Source organism: Roseicella sp. DB1501 (assembly GCF_013112485.1).
Taxonomy (GTDB): Bacteria; Pseudomonadota; Alphaproteobacteria; order Acetobacterales; family Acetobacteraceae; genus Paracraurococcus.
The window spans coordinates 1-14,182 of record NZ_JABFHG010000013.1; the positions used below are offsets into that span (position 1 = coordinate 1).

The 14,182-nt window shown below is 72.4% G+C and carries 14 protein-coding genes; 5 read left to right on the plus strand and 9 right to left on the minus strand.

Features of this window, described 5'->3' with window-relative positions:
* Nucleotides 1-11 precede the first annotated feature (11 nt).
* Nucleotides 12-119, plus strand: a complete 108-nt coding sequence (locus HJG45_RS21915) for a transposase domain-containing protein (protein WP_408902020.1) — start codon at nt 12-14, stop codon at nt 117-119.
* Nucleotides 120-284: 165 nt separating this feature from the next.
* Here the strand turns inward: HJG45_RS21915 and HJG45_RS21925 are convergent, their stop codons facing one another.
* From HJG45_RS21925 to HJG45_RS21945, 5 genes are all read right to left on the minus strand, one after another.
* Complete coding sequence (locus tag HJG45_RS21925) at nt 285-716, minus strand: hypothetical protein (protein WP_171615091.1); 432 nt, start codon at nt 714-716, stop codon at nt 285-287.
* A gap of 76 nt (nt 717-792) precedes the next feature.
* Nucleotides 793-981, minus strand: coding sequence for a hypothetical protein (locus tag HJG45_RS21930; protein WP_171615093.1), 189 nt, complete (start codon nt 979-981; stop codon nt 793-795).
* A gap of 357 nt (nt 982-1,338) precedes the next feature.
* Nucleotides 1,339-2,658, minus strand: coding sequence for a citrate synthase (gene gltA / locus HJG45_RS21935; protein ID WP_171615095.1), 1,320 nt, complete (start codon nt 2,656-2,658; stop codon nt 1,339-1,341).
* 176 nt (nt 2,659-2,834) lie between these two features.
* The gene (locus HJG45_RS28965; protein WP_171615097.1) at nt 2,835-4,229 is read right to left on the minus strand and encodes a CHAD domain-containing protein; all 1,395 of its coding nucleotides are present in this window, start codon (nt 4,227-4,229) and stop codon (nt 2,835-2,837) included.
* Between the two features lie 131 nt (nt 4,230-4,360).
* The gene (locus HJG45_RS21945) at nt 4,361-4,909 is read right to left on the minus strand and encodes a histidine phosphatase family protein (protein WP_171615099.1); all 549 of its coding nucleotides are present in this window, start codon (nt 4,907-4,909) and stop codon (nt 4,361-4,363) included.
* 143 nt (nt 4,910-5,052) lie between these two features.
* On the opposite strand from HJG45_RS21945, the gene HJG45_RS21950 reads away from it, so the two are divergent.
* The 3 genes from HJG45_RS21950 (at nt 5,053) to HJG45_RS21960 (ending at nt 7,094) form a co-directional block, all read left to right on the plus strand.
* Nucleotides 5,053-5,697: a DUF6134 family protein gene (locus HJG45_RS21950; RefSeq protein WP_171615101.1), complete on the plus strand. Its 645-nt coding sequence runs from the start codon at nt 5,053-5,055 to the stop codon at nt 5,695-5,697.
* 88 nt (nt 5,698-5,785) lie between these two features.
* Nucleotides 5,786-6,550 (plus strand): creatininase family protein, encoded by a 765-nt coding sequence (locus HJG45_RS21955; RefSeq protein ID WP_171615103.1) that lies wholly within the window; start codon nt 5,786-5,788, stop codon nt 6,548-6,550.
* A 67-nt stretch (nt 6,551-6,617) separates the two neighbouring features.
* The gene (locus HJG45_RS21960; protein WP_171615105.1) at nt 6,618-7,094 is read left to right on the plus strand and encodes a GNAT family N-acetyltransferase; all 477 of its coding nucleotides are present in this window, start codon (nt 6,618-6,620) and stop codon (nt 7,092-7,094) included.
* Nucleotides 7,095-7,204: 110 nt separating this feature from the next.
* On the opposite strand, the gene HJG45_RS21965 is transcribed toward HJG45_RS21960, so the two are convergent.
* A complete protein-coding gene (locus HJG45_RS21965) occupies nt 7,205-7,921 on the minus strand; it encodes a metallophosphoesterase (protein ID WP_171615403.1) in 717 nt (238 codons plus the stop codon).
* A gap of 327 nt (nt 7,922-8,248) precedes the next feature.
* Between HJG45_RS21965 and HJG45_RS21970 the strand changes: the two genes are divergently transcribed.
* Nucleotides 8,249-8,854, plus strand: a complete 606-nt coding sequence (locus HJG45_RS21970) for a fasciclin domain-containing protein (RefSeq protein WP_171615107.1) — start codon at nt 8,249-8,251, stop codon at nt 8,852-8,854.
* Here HJG45_RS21970 and pdeM read toward each other — a convergent pair.
* The 3 genes from pdeM to HJG45_RS21985 form a co-directional block, all read right to left on the minus strand.
* Nucleotides 8,832-9,575 (minus strand): ligase-associated DNA damage response endonuclease PdeM, encoded by a 744-nt coding sequence (gene pdeM / locus HJG45_RS21975; RefSeq protein WP_171615109.1) that lies wholly within the window; start codon nt 9,573-9,575, stop codon nt 8,832-8,834. The genes HJG45_RS21970 and pdeM overlap by 23 nt on opposite strands.
* Before the next feature lie 127 nt (nt 9,576-9,702).
* Nucleotides 9,703-12,270 (minus strand): ligase-associated DNA damage response DEXH box helicase, encoded by a 2,568-nt coding sequence (locus HJG45_RS21980; protein ID WP_171615111.1) that lies wholly within the window; start codon nt 12,268-12,270, stop codon nt 9,703-9,705.
* A gap of 285 nt (nt 12,271-12,555) precedes the next feature.
* Nucleotides 12,556-14,115, minus strand: a complete 1,560-nt coding sequence (locus tag HJG45_RS21985; RefSeq protein ID WP_171615113.1) for an FAD-dependent oxidoreductase — start codon at nt 14,113-14,115, stop codon at nt 12,556-12,558.
* Nucleotides 14,116-14,182 lie beyond the last annotated feature (67 nt).

Genomic DNA, 14,182 nt, shown 5'->3' on the forward strand with positions numbered 1-14,182 from the left:
CGGAAGCCTACATCGCAGCCGTGCTCGACCGCCTCGCAAATGGCCACCCCATCACCCGTATCGACGAGCTGCTACCCTGGAACTTCAGGCCAAGCCGTCAACCCACCAGCGTGGGCTGACGCATACTATGGGCGTTGAATTCCCGCTTCTTCTCTTCGAGCGTCATCCCCATGTTGCTGCGATCCACCCCCCGCTCCGGCCGATGCTCCGAGCAGGCGTAGTGGACACGATCACCCGAATCAAGATCGCTCAGGAACACGCCGTAGCCTCGACGTGTGCCTAGTTTAGGTGGCGATCTCCCACGCGGCCTCCGCGCCGGCCATAGCTACCTCGCGCACCATGCCATTGGTGCGCTGATAGCGCAGTGCCATGTTGACCCGCTTCACCATGTTGCTGCGCAGCCCCTTGTCGCCGGCGTTGAGCGCCCGCTCTGCGATGATCTGATCCGCTATGTCCCGTGTGCTCAGCGCCCCGCCATCCCGCCGCAGAATGTCCAGCACAGTCCTGCTCATCGACCCGAACTCGGCCGCCGACGCTGCACGTCGGTAGCGCGGCCGGATGTTCCCCACAGGATAGTCGGGATCGAACTGGCGGATCACGGCGTCGAGGCTGGCGAGGTCGGCGTGGAGCTGCTGCACGTGCCCTTGGGCTTTCTCCAACTCAGCCATCAACTCGGCGCGACGCTTAACGAGAGCAGGCATCACTTGGTCGGCCATTGGCGCCTCTGATCGGTTAACCGCAATCCGATCAGCACCACAGGGTTACGTCAACGATTAACGATTAGGTTAGGTGTCACAGCGCCATAAGGCCGAGGATGTCGACATAGGGATCGCCGGCCGAGGGGCTGAAATGCAGCCACAGCCCGTCGGGCAGCGTGCGCAGCCGGTTGGAACCCGGCAGCTTGAGGAAGGGATGCGCCGGGCCTGCGGCATCGCCCGGCCGGCCGCGCAGCCAGGTGCCGGGCTGGTTCAGGCTCGGCATGACGCCCGGCGGACGCTGAGGCCATTTGCGCAGCTGACGTCGAACCTGGCGATCGAGTCCCACGTGACAAACCGCGGCGTGCGCCTCGTTCATTGAGGGTATTCCCGTGAGCTTAATGTACCGTACTCGCAATGTTGTGATTGCGTAAGGCATGACGCAAGGGCGTTTTTCGTTTGAAGCGTAATTTGTTCTGAAATCCTTCGCATTCTCCACGGTTGATGCGCGTATTATTGCATCGCGTATTCTGCATTCAGTCTACGTTCTGGTTCCGCATCTTTTCGCCGCTGCCGGCCAGGTCAGAAAAAAGGCCCGCCGGACATGTCCGGCGGGCCCTGGCATCGGAGCGGCGCGCCGTGCTCAGCCGCGGCGGTCGACCGGCACGTAGTCGCGCTGCGTCGCGCCGGTATAGATCTGCCGCGGGCGGCCGATGCGCTGCGACGGATCCTCGATCATCTCCTTCCACTGGCTCACCCAGCCGACGGTGCGCGCCACGGCGAAGAGCACGGTGAACATGCTCGTCGGGATGCCCATCGCCTTCAGGATGATGCCCGAATAGAAGTCGACGTTCGGGTAGAGCTTGCGCTGGATGAAGTAGTCGTCCGAGAGGGCGATACGCTCCATCTCCATCGCCATGTCGAGCAGCGGCTCGTCCTTGATGCCGAGCTCAGCCAGCACCTCGTGGCAGGTCTCCTTCATGATCTTCGCGCGCGGGTCGAAGTTCTTGTAGACCCGGTGGCCGAAGCCCATGAGCTTGGTGTGGGAGTTCTTGTCCTTCACCTCGCTGATGAATTGCGGGATGTTCTCCGGGCTGCCGATCTCGCCGAGCATCTTCAGCACCGCCTCGTTGGCGCCGCCATGCGCCGGGCCCCAGAGGGCGGCGATGCCGGCGGCAACGCAGGCGAAGGGATTGGCACCCGTCGAGCCCGCGAGCCGCACCGTGGAGGTGGAGGCGTTCTGCTCGTGGTCCGCGTGCAGCACCAGGATGCGATCCATGGCGCGCGACAGGATCGGGTTCGGCTTCCAGGATTCCGACGGCACGGCGTTGAGCATGTAGAGGAAATTCTCCGCATAGCTCAGGTCGTTGCGCGGATACATGAAGGGCTGGCCGATCGAGTATTTGTAGGCCCAGGCTGCGATGGTCGGGATCTTGGCGATCAGCCGGTAGGCGGCGATCTCGCGCTGGTGCGGATCGTTGATGTCGAGGTTGTCGTGGTAGAAGGCGGCCAGCGCCCCGACCACGCCGCAGATCACCGCCATCGGATGCGCGTCGCGGCGGAAGCCGTCGAAGAAGCGCCGCAGCTGCTCGTGCACCATGGTGTGGTAGGTGACGCCCTTGCGGAACGCCTCGAGCTGCGAGGGGGTCGGCAGGTCGCCATACATCAGCAGGTAGGAGACCTCGATGAAGTCCGACTGCTCGGCGAGCTGCTCGATCGGGTAGCCGCGATAGAGCAGCACCCCGGCATCGCCATCGATATAGGTGATCTTGCTCTCGCAGCTCGCGGTCGCGCCGTAGCCGGGATCGAAGGTGAAGACACCGAGATCGCCATAGAGCTTGCGGATATCCACCACGTCCGGGCCGATCGAGCCGGAGAGCACAGGCAGGCGCGTGCTGCGGTTGGACCCATCAAGCGTGACGGTGACGGTCGGCTTTGCCGCCCCGGTTGCCGAGCTGCTCATGGCTTATCAGTCCTTAGGATTGCGGCGCCTCCAAGGAGGGCGAACGCGTGGTGCGCCGCAAGATATCGTCGCATGGCGCGCGTTTGGCAACGCATCGGGCCCGGTGCCGAAGCGTCGCGCAGGTCCGGTCCGGCGCAGGCCGGGCGCATCGCGATGGAACCCGCGAAAACCCGATCTCAATCCCAGAACGGTCCCGCATCCATCAGCGCCGCCCAGGCCTCGAGCGCCTCCGTGCGGGCCGCGGTGCTGCGGGCGGCGGCGAAGCCCTCCGCCGCGCCGACCGCCCAGGCCGGCACGGCGCCGCCGAGCGAGGCGACGAGGCTGCGCGCCACCGCGGTGTCATTGGCCAGCCCGAGGGCCTCCTGCAGCGCCGCGAGGCGCCGCTGGAAGCGCCGCGTCGCCTTGCCCGGCCAGAGCGGCGCGAAGAGCTCGGCCGGGTAGCGCAGCCGCTTGGCCTCCAGCCGCACCTCGTGCAGCGCCGCAGCGGAATGCGCCTCGATATCCTCGCCCTCGGCGCAGAGCTTGTGCCAGCGCTTGTCGAGCAGGGCGGCGGCGAAATCGGGCAGCGGCTCGTCCAGCCGCGCCAGCCGTTCCGCCGCCTCCGGCTCGTCCGGCGGCGCCTCGCGCCAGGGCCGGCGCAGCAGCAGGCCGAGCCCGGTCAGCATCAGGGCGCGGAAGCCGGGGCCGTCGAGCGTGGCGCGGAGGGCGACATAGGCGGCCTGCCGCCGCGCCTCCGCCGCCTTCAGCAGGGCGGCGATGCGCCGATCCTCGGGCATGGCTTCGGCGAGCTGGGCGCCGAGCCCGCCGAGGAAGACATCCCAGTCCCGCGCCGGCCCCAGCCGGTCGGCCAGCGCCTTCAGCCCGGCATCGAATTCCCGCAGCGCCGGCCCGCCGGCCGCGGGGCGGAAGACCTTCAGCACCGAGCGCAGCCGGCGCAGCCCGACGCGCATCTGGTGCACCCCCTCGGGCCCGGCGCCGAGCCGGCAGGCGGGCTCCTGGTAGAGCATCACCTCCAGCAGATGGCCGATCGCCGCGAGCAGGGCCCGCTCCACCGTCGCCGCCCCGGCCAGGTCGGGCGGGCCGCGGCGGCGGGGGCGCGGCGTCTCGCCGCGGGCCAAGGCGCGCCCCTCCTCGGCCAGCGCCGCCCGGGGCGGCAGCAGCGGCAGGTCTGCGGCGAGCCGTCCGGCGAGGCCGAGCACCGCCTCGACCTCCCCCTGCAGCTGCAGCCGCGCCACCGGCCGCTCATCCGCCACCGCGCGCAGCTTGCCGGCGCGCAGCAGCGCCTGCACCGGGCCGAGAGGCGTCGTCAGCGGCAGCAGGCTGCGGCGGCCGCTGAAGGCGGCGATGGGCACCACATGCCCCGGCTGCGGCGCCTGCCCGTCGAGGGGCATGGGCGGCGTGCCTGGCAGCCAGGCCTGGTCCGCCTCGGGCATCACCCGCAGCACCTGCCGCTGGCCGCGCTGGCCCTCCTCGATCGCCAGGCCCTCCGCGGCCAGCTTGCCCTCGGCGGTGTCGAGCCAGATGAGATCGGAGGCGGCGCCGCGGGCGCGGCCGCCGCGCGCGCCCGCCACTGCCGGATGCCGCGCGAGGCGGGGCGCGGCTTCCGGGTCCAGCGCGAATTCCAGCGCCAGGCCAGTGTCGGATGCAGGCGTCTCGACCTGGGGCTCGGGCGGCGCCAGGGCTTCCGCCCCAACGGGGTTGGTCAGGAGAGGGTCTCCGTCGAATCGGCTGCCAGAAGGTCGCGCGGCTGGATGAATCGCACAAGTCGTCCACCCCCCGAATCCAGCAGGCGCCAGGGGCTGGCGATGGTGAATTCGGCCAGCGCGCCGGTCGGGTAGCCCTCGGCCAGCCGCTGCATGTCGGCACCGCCGCGGCTGACGCCCTGCGGCCCGGCCAGGACCAGGGCGAGCTCGTGCAGCCCCGGATTGTGGCCGATGAGCAGCACGCTGCGCACCGTCTCCGGCACCTCCTGCAGCGCCTCGAGCAGCCGGCGCCAGGGCGCGAGGTAGAGCGCGTCCATCGGCTCGATCAGCGCCGCATCCTCGAAGGGGGTCAGGGCCTCCAGCGTCTGCAGCGTCCGCCGGGCGGAGGAGACGAGGACGAGGTCGGGGCCGAGGCCCAGCTCCCGCATGGCCTGGGCGATGGCCGCCGCCGCCCGGCGGCCTCGCGCGTTGAGCGGACGGGCGTGGTCGGAGAGGGCCGGGTCGTCCCAGGAGGACTTCGCGTGCCGCAGCAGCAGGAGCTGTCGCATCGCCCCGCATGTTGCCACTTCCCGCCCGCCTTGTCCTGCCCCCTTCGGCGGCCCTGTCTGCCCCGTCACCCTTTATCTCCCCGCCCTTTATCTCCGTCTTGCCATCTCTATCTTCCCCGCCCCTTGCAGGAGTGACCCGCCCGATGCCACCCGCCCGCCCCCTGGCCTCCGCCCTGCCGGCGCGCCGCCTGCCGCGGCGCGCCCTGCCGGCGCTCGGCCTGCTGCTCGCCCGCCCGGCCCGGGCGCTGCCGGGCGAGATCCGCTTCCGGGTGATGCGGGAGGGCAGCGCCATCGGCACCCACCGCGTGGCCTTCGTGCAATCCGCCGGCGAGCTCACCGCCCGTACCGAGGTCGACATCCTGGTGAAGCTGCTCGGCATCACCGTCTTCCGCTTCAGCCACCGCTTCGAGGAGGTCTGGGCCGGGGACCGGCTGCGCCGCGCCGCCTCCCGGCTCGACCGCAACGGCACGGTGACCGAGATGCGGGCCGAGGCGGCGGAGGATGCCGTCCAGGTCCAGGCGCCGTCCGGCCGCTTCCGCCTGCCGGCGGCGGCGGCGCCGCTGACCTGGTGGGACAGCCGCCGCTTCGGCCGGCCGCTCTTCGACGACGACAGCGGGCAGCTGCTGCGGGTCCAGTGGAGCCGCCAGGCGCTGCCCGAGGGCGGCACGCTCTGGCACGCGACGGGCGACACGGAGTCCGAGGCCCGCTACGCCGCCGACGGCACCTGGATCGGCTGGAAGACCCGCGCCGAGGATGGCAGCACGGTGGTCTACGAGCGGGCAACGTGACCGGCAGGGGCCGGCAATCCTGGCATCCCCGGGCTGACGCCGCCCACCTGGGATGCCAGGATCGCCGGGCAGCGAGGGGGAAGGGGGCATGGCCACCGAGACCGAATGGATGCGGCTGACCGCCGAGGAGCTGCGCGCCCGCGCCGCCGCGGATGCGCTGGTGATCGTCCCGGTCGCCTCGCTGGAGCAGCACGGGCCGCATATGGCGACGGGGGTGGACATCCTCCTCGCCGGCGGCGTCGCCGCCCGCACCGCGGCGCGCATCGCCGCCGCCGGGGCGCCGGTGGTGGTGACGCCAGTCGTCTGGACCGGCCTCGCCGAGCACCACATGGAATTCGGCGGCACGGTGACGCTCGATTACGAGAGCTTCGCCGGCGCGCTGCGCGGCATCGCCCGCTCGGCGGCGCGGCACGGCTTCCGGCGGGTGATGCTGCTGAACGGCCATGGCGGCAATGCCGAGGCGGTGATGGTCGCCGCCTCGGAATTCACCATCGCGCTCGGCATCAAGGTCGCGGCCGGCACCTACTGGCACATGGTGCCGGAGGTGATCGCGCCGATCCTCGAGCGGCAATCCGGCCTGATGCATGCCTGCGAGGCGGAGACCAGCATGATGCTGGCGCTGCGGCCCGACAGCGTGCGCCTGGACCGCCTCGCCGAGGCGCATGGGCCGATGTCGACCCGCGTCGAGGGCCAGCCGCCCGGCCTGGCGCTGCGCCGCTCCTTCCGCGCCATCTCGGAGAGCGGGGTGATCGGCGATGCCCGGACGGCAAGCGCCGAGAAGGGGGAACGGCTGCTGGAGGCCATCTCGGCGGCGATCGCCGGGCTGCTGCTGAACCCGAAGCTCTGGGCGTAGCGCCCCACGACGTCCGGCCCCTGGAGAGGCGCTTGCCGGCGCGGCCCGGGCCGGGGAGCATGGCGGCATGACCGATCCCGCGCCCGATCCGCCCATCCTCGCCGGCCATGCCGCCTGGGCCGCCCTCGCCGTGCCGCCGCCCGGCATCGCCTTCGCGCGCGAGGAGGGGCGGCTGGACCCGGCGGAGTTCATCGCCGTGGTGCGCGCCTCGGGCCTCGGCCGGCCGGTGCAGGACACAGGGCGCATGGCGGCAATGCTGGCCGGCGCCAACCTCGTCGTCACCGCGCGCGACGCAGAGGGGCGGCTCGCCGGCGTGGCGCGCTCCGTCACCGACTTCGCCTATTGCTGCTACCTCTCCGATCTCTGCGTCGATCCCGCCTGGCAGGGGAAGGGCGTCGGGCGCGGGCTGATCGCCGAGACCAAGCGCATCCTCGGGCCGGGCTGCATGCTGCTGCTGCTCTCGGCGCCCGATCCGATGCGCTGGTATCCGAAGCTCGGCATGGAGCGGGTGGCGAACGGCTTCATCATCCGCCGCGATGGGTGAGAATTAATGTGCGCTCGCGCTGGCGCACGAACGCCTTCGGTCGCCAGCGCCGGTCTCAGCCGGCTGCACGGCAAGCGCCCTGCGAACCGGCATGGACGAGCGGGCCTGCCCTACCAGCGCAGGTCGATCCAGGAGAGATGCCCGCCCTTGCCGGCGCCGGTATCGAGGAAGACGGCGCGGCCGCCCGCCTCGCCCTCCTGCACATAGGGCCGGCCATCGGGCGAGCGGACATCATGGCCGCAATAGACCACCATCCCGGCCGGGATGCGGTCGATCCAGCCATGCAGCCGCTCGGGATAGCCATCCCATTGCACCCGCCCGGTCACCAGCCCGAACAGCGCGCGCGAGACCACCGGATCCGGCTTCTGCGCCCCGGCATCAGGCGGCGGGGGGCGCGTCAGCATCGCCGGATGCCAGGCGGCATGCACGAAGAACCAGGTGCCGAGCCGCAGCCAAGCCGGCGCCACGGCGATCTCGGCGATGGCGCGCTGCGACAGCGCCGGCCCGTCCGGCGCCTGGGCGAGCTGATCAAGCGTCCGGCCGAGGCCCTCGGCGGCGAAATGCACCCGCTGCCCGAGCAGCGCCCGCCGCAGCTTGTGGTCGTGGTTGCCGAGCAGGAAGCGGCCGCGCCGCGCATCGATCAGGCCGAAGATCAGGCGCAGCACCGCCGGGCTGTCCGGGCCGTGATCCGTCAGGTCGCCGAGTTGCAGCAGGAAGAGCTTCTCCGCCTCGGCCCCCGCCACCGCATGGCCGAAGGCGACGGCGTCGCCATGCACGTCGCCCACCACCCGCAGCCCGGCGAAGCCGCGCCGCTGCAGATCGGCCATGGCGCCCGCGGTCACGGGCTCTCCCGCCGCAGGCGGGCGCACTTCGAGACTGCTGCATGGCCGAACGGCGGAGCTTGCCGGCAGGAGAACAGGACAGATTGATCCATCGGATTGATGTAGGGCGCCCTCGGCATTGCACGATGCGCTAGGCCGGTCACGTCACGGCAACGTTTCGCCTACAGCCCGAGCGCGTCTTGGCACGAATGGTTGAAACGCGCCAAGCGTAACTCGGTTTCCAGGCGAACCGACAGGGCCGCCCGGCGTTGCCGCGTGGCACCCGCGACCCGCCCATCCGGGCCGGTCCGGCGCCACGAAAGGACATCCCGCATGCCCCTCCTCGACCGACGCCTGCTCCTCGGCGCCGCCGGTTTCGGCCTGCTCGCCCGGTTGCCCGCCGCCCGGGCGCAGTCGCGCAACGTCATCGATACCCTGGCCGGCGACAGCCGCTTCAACCGCTTCGTCGAACTGGTCGGCCGGGCCGGGACGACGGACCAGTTCCGCAGCGCTGCCATGGTCACCGTCTTCGCGCCGACCGCCTCCGCCTTCAACCAGGCCTCGGCGGCGCTGATCAACAACCTGCTCGCCCAGGGCAGCGGCGGTGGCGGCGAGCAGGGCGGCGGCGGCACCCTCTCGGGCGCCAGCCCCGACCTGCTGCGGCTGCGCGCGCTGATCGGCTACCACGTGATCTCGGGCGTCGCCCTCACGCCCGCGGAGATGCAGGGCGACAACACCTTCAAGACCGTCGCCGGCGGCGTGGTGCGCATCGCCTCGCAGAACGGCGTGATCGCGCTGACCAACCCTGCCCCCGAGCAGCAATCCGGCACCTTCGGCGCGGGCGGCCTCAATGTCGGCGCGCCGGCCCTGATCGACGGGCCCGGCATCCCGGCCACCAATGGCGTGATCTACCCGATCACCCAGCTCCTGTATCCGTAGCGGCGCCATCCTTGGCGGAACCAGTGGCGGCCGCGGCCGGCCGGGCGCGGACCGGGCCGGTCGGCAGGCTGTAGAGCCGGTCGCGCCCGAGCAGGAAGAGCCGCGCCCCGCGCGGGAACAGGCCGGCGATGGCGGGATCGCCGGCATCGAGCCCGCCCGTATAGGCGCCGAAGGCCGGCAGCATGACGCGCCAGGCATCGGCGACGAAGCAGGGGCGGGTGACGCCGCCGCAGCGCGTCGGCATGGTCGCCTTCGGGTGGAAATGCCCGGAGATCTCGGCCGGGGCGAGCGCGCCGCGCCGCGCCTCGTGGCGGAAGGTCAGCCGCCCCTCGCGGTATTCCTCGACCGCGGTGCCGGGCAGGCCGGCGGGCGGTGCGGGATCGTGGTTGCCGAGCACCCAGAGCATCTCGATCCCGGCCAGCAGCCGGTGCAGCAGCGCCGCATCCTCGGCCGCCATGCGGCGGGATCCCTCGGCATCGTGGAAGCTGTCGCCGAGGGCGATCAGCCGCGCCGGCCGCCAGCGGCGCAGCGCGAGCTGCAAACGCGAGAGCGTCTCCCGCGTATCGTAGGGCGGCAGGAAGCGCCCGGCGCGGGCGAAGGCGCTGCCTTTCTCCAGATGCAGGTCGCCGACGACGAGGGTCTGCCGGGCCGGCCAGGCGAGCAGCCCGGCGGGGTCGAGCATCAGCCGCTCGCCGGCGATGTGCAGCGGCGCTGGGGTCATGCCCGCATGCATTGATGTTGCCACATCAACGCCCTCCGTCGCTTGGCTAAGCCGCACCAGCGGCGGCGCCCATTCGGGCGCTTAACCGGCATCGCCGGCTGCAAGTCAGGATGCAGGCGCGACGGTATCATGCGTCGTTCAGGCTCTTCGGGGCGCTGCGGACGAAGCGGGCGCGGCGCGGCCGCTCCTTGCCGTGGCGGTGGCGCGGCGTGTCCACCACGCCGGCACGCACCCGGATGCCCTCGGTCACCTCGGCGAGCGTCTCGGCGAAGATCTCGTCGCCGCCGGTCACCTCCTCGACCAGCGCCGCCGCCTCGGCGAGCAGCGCATCCTCGGCGCCGCCTGCGACCCATTCGCGCCCCTCCTCGATCAGCGCCGGCACGGCGAGGGGCGAGACGCGGTCGAGCCGCATGTGGCGGATGCGCCCGCGGGCGCGCGCCAGCACCAGGCCGATGCGGGCGACGTCGGTGAGGCCGCCCGCGGCTTCCTGCCGCGTGGCGCGGAGCAGGATGTGGTCGGGCTCGTGCTTGCGCAGCACGTCGTAGATCAGGTCGGCATTCATGGTCATCTGGCGGGGGCGCTTCTCGTGTCCCGGATGGTGCTTCTCGATCAGGCCGGCGATGGTGGCGATGTTGCGGAAGGTGCGGCGGAGCATGGAGCTCTCGGCCATCCACTCCTCGAGATCCTCGCCGAGCAGGTCCTCCTCGAACAGCGCCTCGATGCCTTCCGGCTCGAAGGCGCTCCAGGTGGCGAGGACGTAATCGGTGGCGAGGTAGCCGAGCGGGGCGAAGCCGGCGCGCTCCATGCGCTTCGTCACCAGCATCCCCAAGGTCTGGTGCGCCAGCCGCCCCTCGAAGCAATAGGCGACCATGAACCAGCGGCCGCCGCGCGGGAAGGTCTCGACCAGCAGCCCGTCCTTCTCCGGCAGGGCGGAACGCCGGCGCTGCAGCCGCAGCCAGTCCTGCACCGGCGCCGGCAGCAGGCGCCACTTGCGCGGCTCGTGCAGGATCTCCCGCACCCGCGCCGCCAGCCAGGTGGAGAGCGGCATGCGCGAGCCGGCATAGGTCGGCACGCGCAGCTCCCCCTCGCCGCCGCGCGAGACCACGGCGCTCATCGCATCCAGCGCCTCGAAGCGCAGCGCCTGGCCGGCGAACATGAAATTGTCGCCCGGCTCCAGGGTGGAGACGAACCACTCCTCCACCTCGCCGAGCACGGGACCGCCGCGCAGCCGCACCTTGACCATCGGGCTCTCGACGATGGTGCCGAGATTCATCCGGAGCTGCCGCGCCACGCGCTGGTCCCGCACATGCACGAGGCCCTCGGCATCGCGGAACAGTTTGCGGAAGCGGTCATAGACACGCAGCGCATAGCCGCCATCCTCGACGAAGCGCAGCACGTCGTCGAAGTCGCGGCGGGAGAGGCCGGCATAGGGCGCGGCGCGCGTCACCTCGGCATGGAGGTCGTCGGGCCGGAAGGGGGCGTGGCAGGCCATGGCGAGGATGTGCTGCGCCAGCACGTCGAGCCCACCCGGCCGCGGCGCGTCGCCATCCAGCTCCTCGTGCCGCACCGCCTCGAGCGCCGCGGCGCATTCCACCACCTCGAAGCGGTTGGCCGGGACCAGCATGGCCCGCGAGGGCTCGTCCATGCGGTGATTGGCGCGGCCAACCCGTTGCAGCAGCCGCGCCACGCCCTTCGGCGCCCCCACCTGGATCACCTGGTCGACATCGCCCCAGTCGATGCCGAGATCGAGCGAGGCGGTCGCCACCACGCCGCGCAGCCTGCCCGCCGCCATCGCCGCCTCGACCTTGCGGCGCTGCTCGATGGTCAGGCTGCCGTGATGCAGCGCGATCGGCAGCACGGCGTCGTTCAGCTTCCACAGCGCCTGGAAGACCAGCTCCGCCTGGGCGCGGGTGTTGACGAAGACAATGGTGACGCGCGCCGCCTCGATGCGGCGGTAGATCTCGGGTGCCGAGGCGAGGCCCATATGCCCGCCCCAGGGCAGGTGCCCCTCGGGCAGCACGACGGAGAGGGCGGGCGGCGCGCCGCCGCGCACCTGGATGAGCCGCACATCCCCGGCCCGGCCGGTCGGCGAGAGGAAGGCGCGCAGCGGCTCGGGATGCGCGACCGTCGCCGAGAGGCCGACCCGCCGCGCCGCCGGCGCCAGCGTGGCGAGGCGGGAGAGAGCCAGCGCCAGCTGGTCGCCGCGCTTGCTGCCGGCCAGGGCATGGATCTCGTCCACCACCACGGCGCCGAGCCCGGCGAAATAGGTCGCCGCCTCCGGCTGGGAGAGCAGCAGCAGCAGGCTTTCCGGCGTGGTCAGCAGGATCTCCGGCGGGTCCTCCTTCTGCCGGGCGCGGCGGTTCTGCGGCGTGTCGCCGGTACGGGTCTCGATGCGGATCGGCAGGCCGAGCGCCTCGACCGGGGCGAGGAGGTTGCGGGCGATGTCGACGGCGAGCGCCTTCAGCGGCGAGACATAGAGGGTGTGCAGCGCCCCCGGCCCCGCGCGGCGCGGCCGGTCGGCCAGCGCGATCAGGCTGGGGAGGAAGCCGGCGAGGGTCTTGCCGCCGCCGGTCGGGGCGATGAGCAGGGCGCTCTCCCCCGCCGCCGCGGCGCGGCAGAGGGCCAGCTGGTGCGGCCGCGGCGTCCAGCCGCGGGCGGCGAACCAGCCGGCGAAAGGTTCCGGTAATGTTCGCATTCGGGGGCCACTATGACGGCCCGCACCGCAACGGTGAAGCGCCCGCGCGGCGCGGCGCGCTTCATACAAGCGACATGTTCGCGGCGCCAACCGCCCGGCGCCCCAGAAGCCCCGGAAGCGAGGACAGGGGCCATTGGTGTCATACCCGGGGCACGAAGTACCGACCTCCGGCCCGCAGGGCCGAGCGCCCGAATGGGCGCCGCGCCGAGCGGCGCGAAGCCAAGCTGCCGGAGGCAGCGCCCGGCGTTCGAGGGGCGCGAAGGTGAAACCTTCGCGCACTTGGTGTCAGGCCGGCAGCGGCCCGGCCTCCATCGCCGCCTCGAGACGCAGGTTCTCCCGGTCCCGGTCCACCGTCGCCACCGCCAGCACCCGGCCGCCGGCGCGGTAGCGCAGCACGGCGCGCTTCTCCGCCAGGTCGCCCTCGATGGCGACGCCGTCCCAGCGCTCGGCATGGCCGAGATAGTCGATGTTGAGGTCGTGGTAGTGCCGGCTCCAGAAGAAGGGCACCGCATCGAAGGGCGCGCCGCGGCCGAGCATGGCCAGCGCCGCCGCCTGGCCCATGCGCTCGGCCACCACCCAGTGCTCGACCCGGATGCGGCCGCCGCTATGCGGGTCCGGCCAGCGCGCCACGTCGCCGGCGGCGAAGATGCCGGGGATGCTGGTCTCCAGCATCGCATCGACCAGGATGCCGTTCTCCACCGCGATCCCGGCCGCCTCGGCCAGCGCCGTACGCGGCCTGACGCCGGTGCCGAGCAGGACGAGGTCGGCGACGATCTCGGCGCCGGATTTCAGCCGCACCCGGTCCGGCGCCACCGCCGCCACCTCCTCGCCGAGGCGGAACTGCACCCCCTGGCCCTCGTGCACCTGCCGCACCACCCCGGCCAGTTCGGGGCCGAGCACCCGTTCCAGCGGCCGCGGCTGCGGCGCCACCACCGTCACCGCCAGGCCGCGTTGCCGCAGCGCCGCCGCGACCTCAAGGCCGATGAAGCCGGCGCCGACCAGCACGGCGCTGCGGGCGCCCTCGGCCCGGGCGATCAGCCCCCGGCAATCGGCCCAGGAGCGCAGCACCAGCACGCCCGGATCCTCGGCGCCGGGGAAGGGGGGCCGCACCGGCTCGGCGCCGGTCGCCAGCAGCAGCCGGTCATAGGGGAGGGCGGTGCCAGCGGCGAGATGAACGGTGCGGCCGGCCGGGTCGATGCGGTCGACGCGGGTGGCGAGGCGAAGGTCGATGCCCTGCTCCCCGTACCAGCCCTCCGGGCGCAGCGGCATCCAGCCCTCCTCCGCCTCGCCGGCCAGGTAGTCCTTCGACAGGTTGGGCCGGTCATAGGGAACGTCCGCATCCTCGCTCAGCAGGGCGAGGCTGCCCGCATAACCTTCCCGCCGCAGCCGCTCGGCCGCGGCGAAGCCAGCGGCGCCGCCGCCGAGGATGACGATGCGCGACGGGGCCCCGGGGGCGGCGGTGGGGGCGGGCGGCAGCCGGCGCGGCGCCGGGGCGGGCAGCTTGCCGCCCAGCCGGATGCGCTCGCCCTCGCGCAACACCTCCCAGCGAGCGAGCGGGTCGAAGGCCGGGGCCCGCTCGGCCTCGCCGGTCCGCAGCGAGAAGCAGGCATGGTGCCAGGGGCAGCGTACCGTTTCCCCGACCATGAGGCCGGTCGCGAGCGGCGCGCCGTAATGCGTGCAATGGGCGCCGAGGGCGAAGACCTCCTCGCCGCGGCGAGCGAGCAGCACCGCCTCCTCGCCGACATGCCCGGCGAGCATCCCGCCATCCGCGAGCGCCGAGAGCGGCACGCCCGCCGCCAGGTCCGGGCCCTTCTCCGCCTCGGCCCCGTTCTCCCTCCCGGCCATGCCATCGCCCTCCGCCGTGCCATGCGGAGGGACGCCCGGCCGGGCCGCGTGGCGGCATGGCGGCGGA

Coding starts and splice junctions, on each gene's coding strand:
- HJG45_RS21925 (WP_171615091.1), bottom strand. CDS start 716: ATGGCCGACCAAGTGATGCCTGCTCTCGTTAAGCGTCGCGCCGAGTTG.
- HJG45_RS21930 (WP_171615093.1), bottom strand. CDS start 981: ATGCCGAGCCTGAACCAGCCCGGCACCTGGCTGCGCGGCCGGCCGGGC.
- gltA (WP_171615095.1), bottom strand. CDS start 2,658: ATGAGCAGCTCGGCAACCGGGGCGGCAAAGCCGACCGTCACCGTCACG.
- HJG45_RS21945 (WP_171615099.1), bottom strand. CDS start 4,909: ATGCGACAGCTCCTGCTGCTGCGGCACGCGAAGTCCTCCTGGGACGAC.
- HJG45_RS21950 (WP_171615101.1), top strand. CDS start 5,053: ATGCCACCCGCCCGCCCCCTGGCCTCCGCCCTGCCGGCGCGCCGCCTG.
- HJG45_RS21955 (WP_171615103.1), top strand. CDS start 5,786: ATGGCCACCGAGACCGAATGGATGCGGCTGACCGCCGAGGAGCTGCGC.
- HJG45_RS21960 (WP_171615105.1), top strand. CDS start 6,618: ATGACCGATCCCGCGCCCGATCCGCCCATCCTCGCCGGCCATGCCGCC.
- HJG45_RS21965 (WP_171615403.1), bottom strand. CDS start 7,921: ATGGCCGATCTGCAGCGGCGCGGCTTCGCCGGGCTGCGGGTGGTGGGC.
- HJG45_RS21970 (WP_171615107.1), top strand. CDS start 8,249: ATGCCCCTCCTCGACCGACGCCTGCTCCTCGGCGCCGCCGGTTTCGGC.
- pdeM (WP_171615109.1), bottom strand. CDS start 9,575: ATGACCCCAGCGCCGCTGCACATCGCCGGCGAGCGGCTGATGCTCGAC.
- HJG45_RS21980 (WP_171615111.1), bottom strand. CDS start 12,270: ATGCGAACATTACCGGAACCTTTCGCCGGCTGGTTCGCCGCCCGCGGC.
- HJG45_RS21985 (WP_171615113.1), bottom strand. CDS start 14,115: ATGGCCGGGAGGGAGAACGGGGCCGAGGCGGAGAAGGGCCCGGACCTG.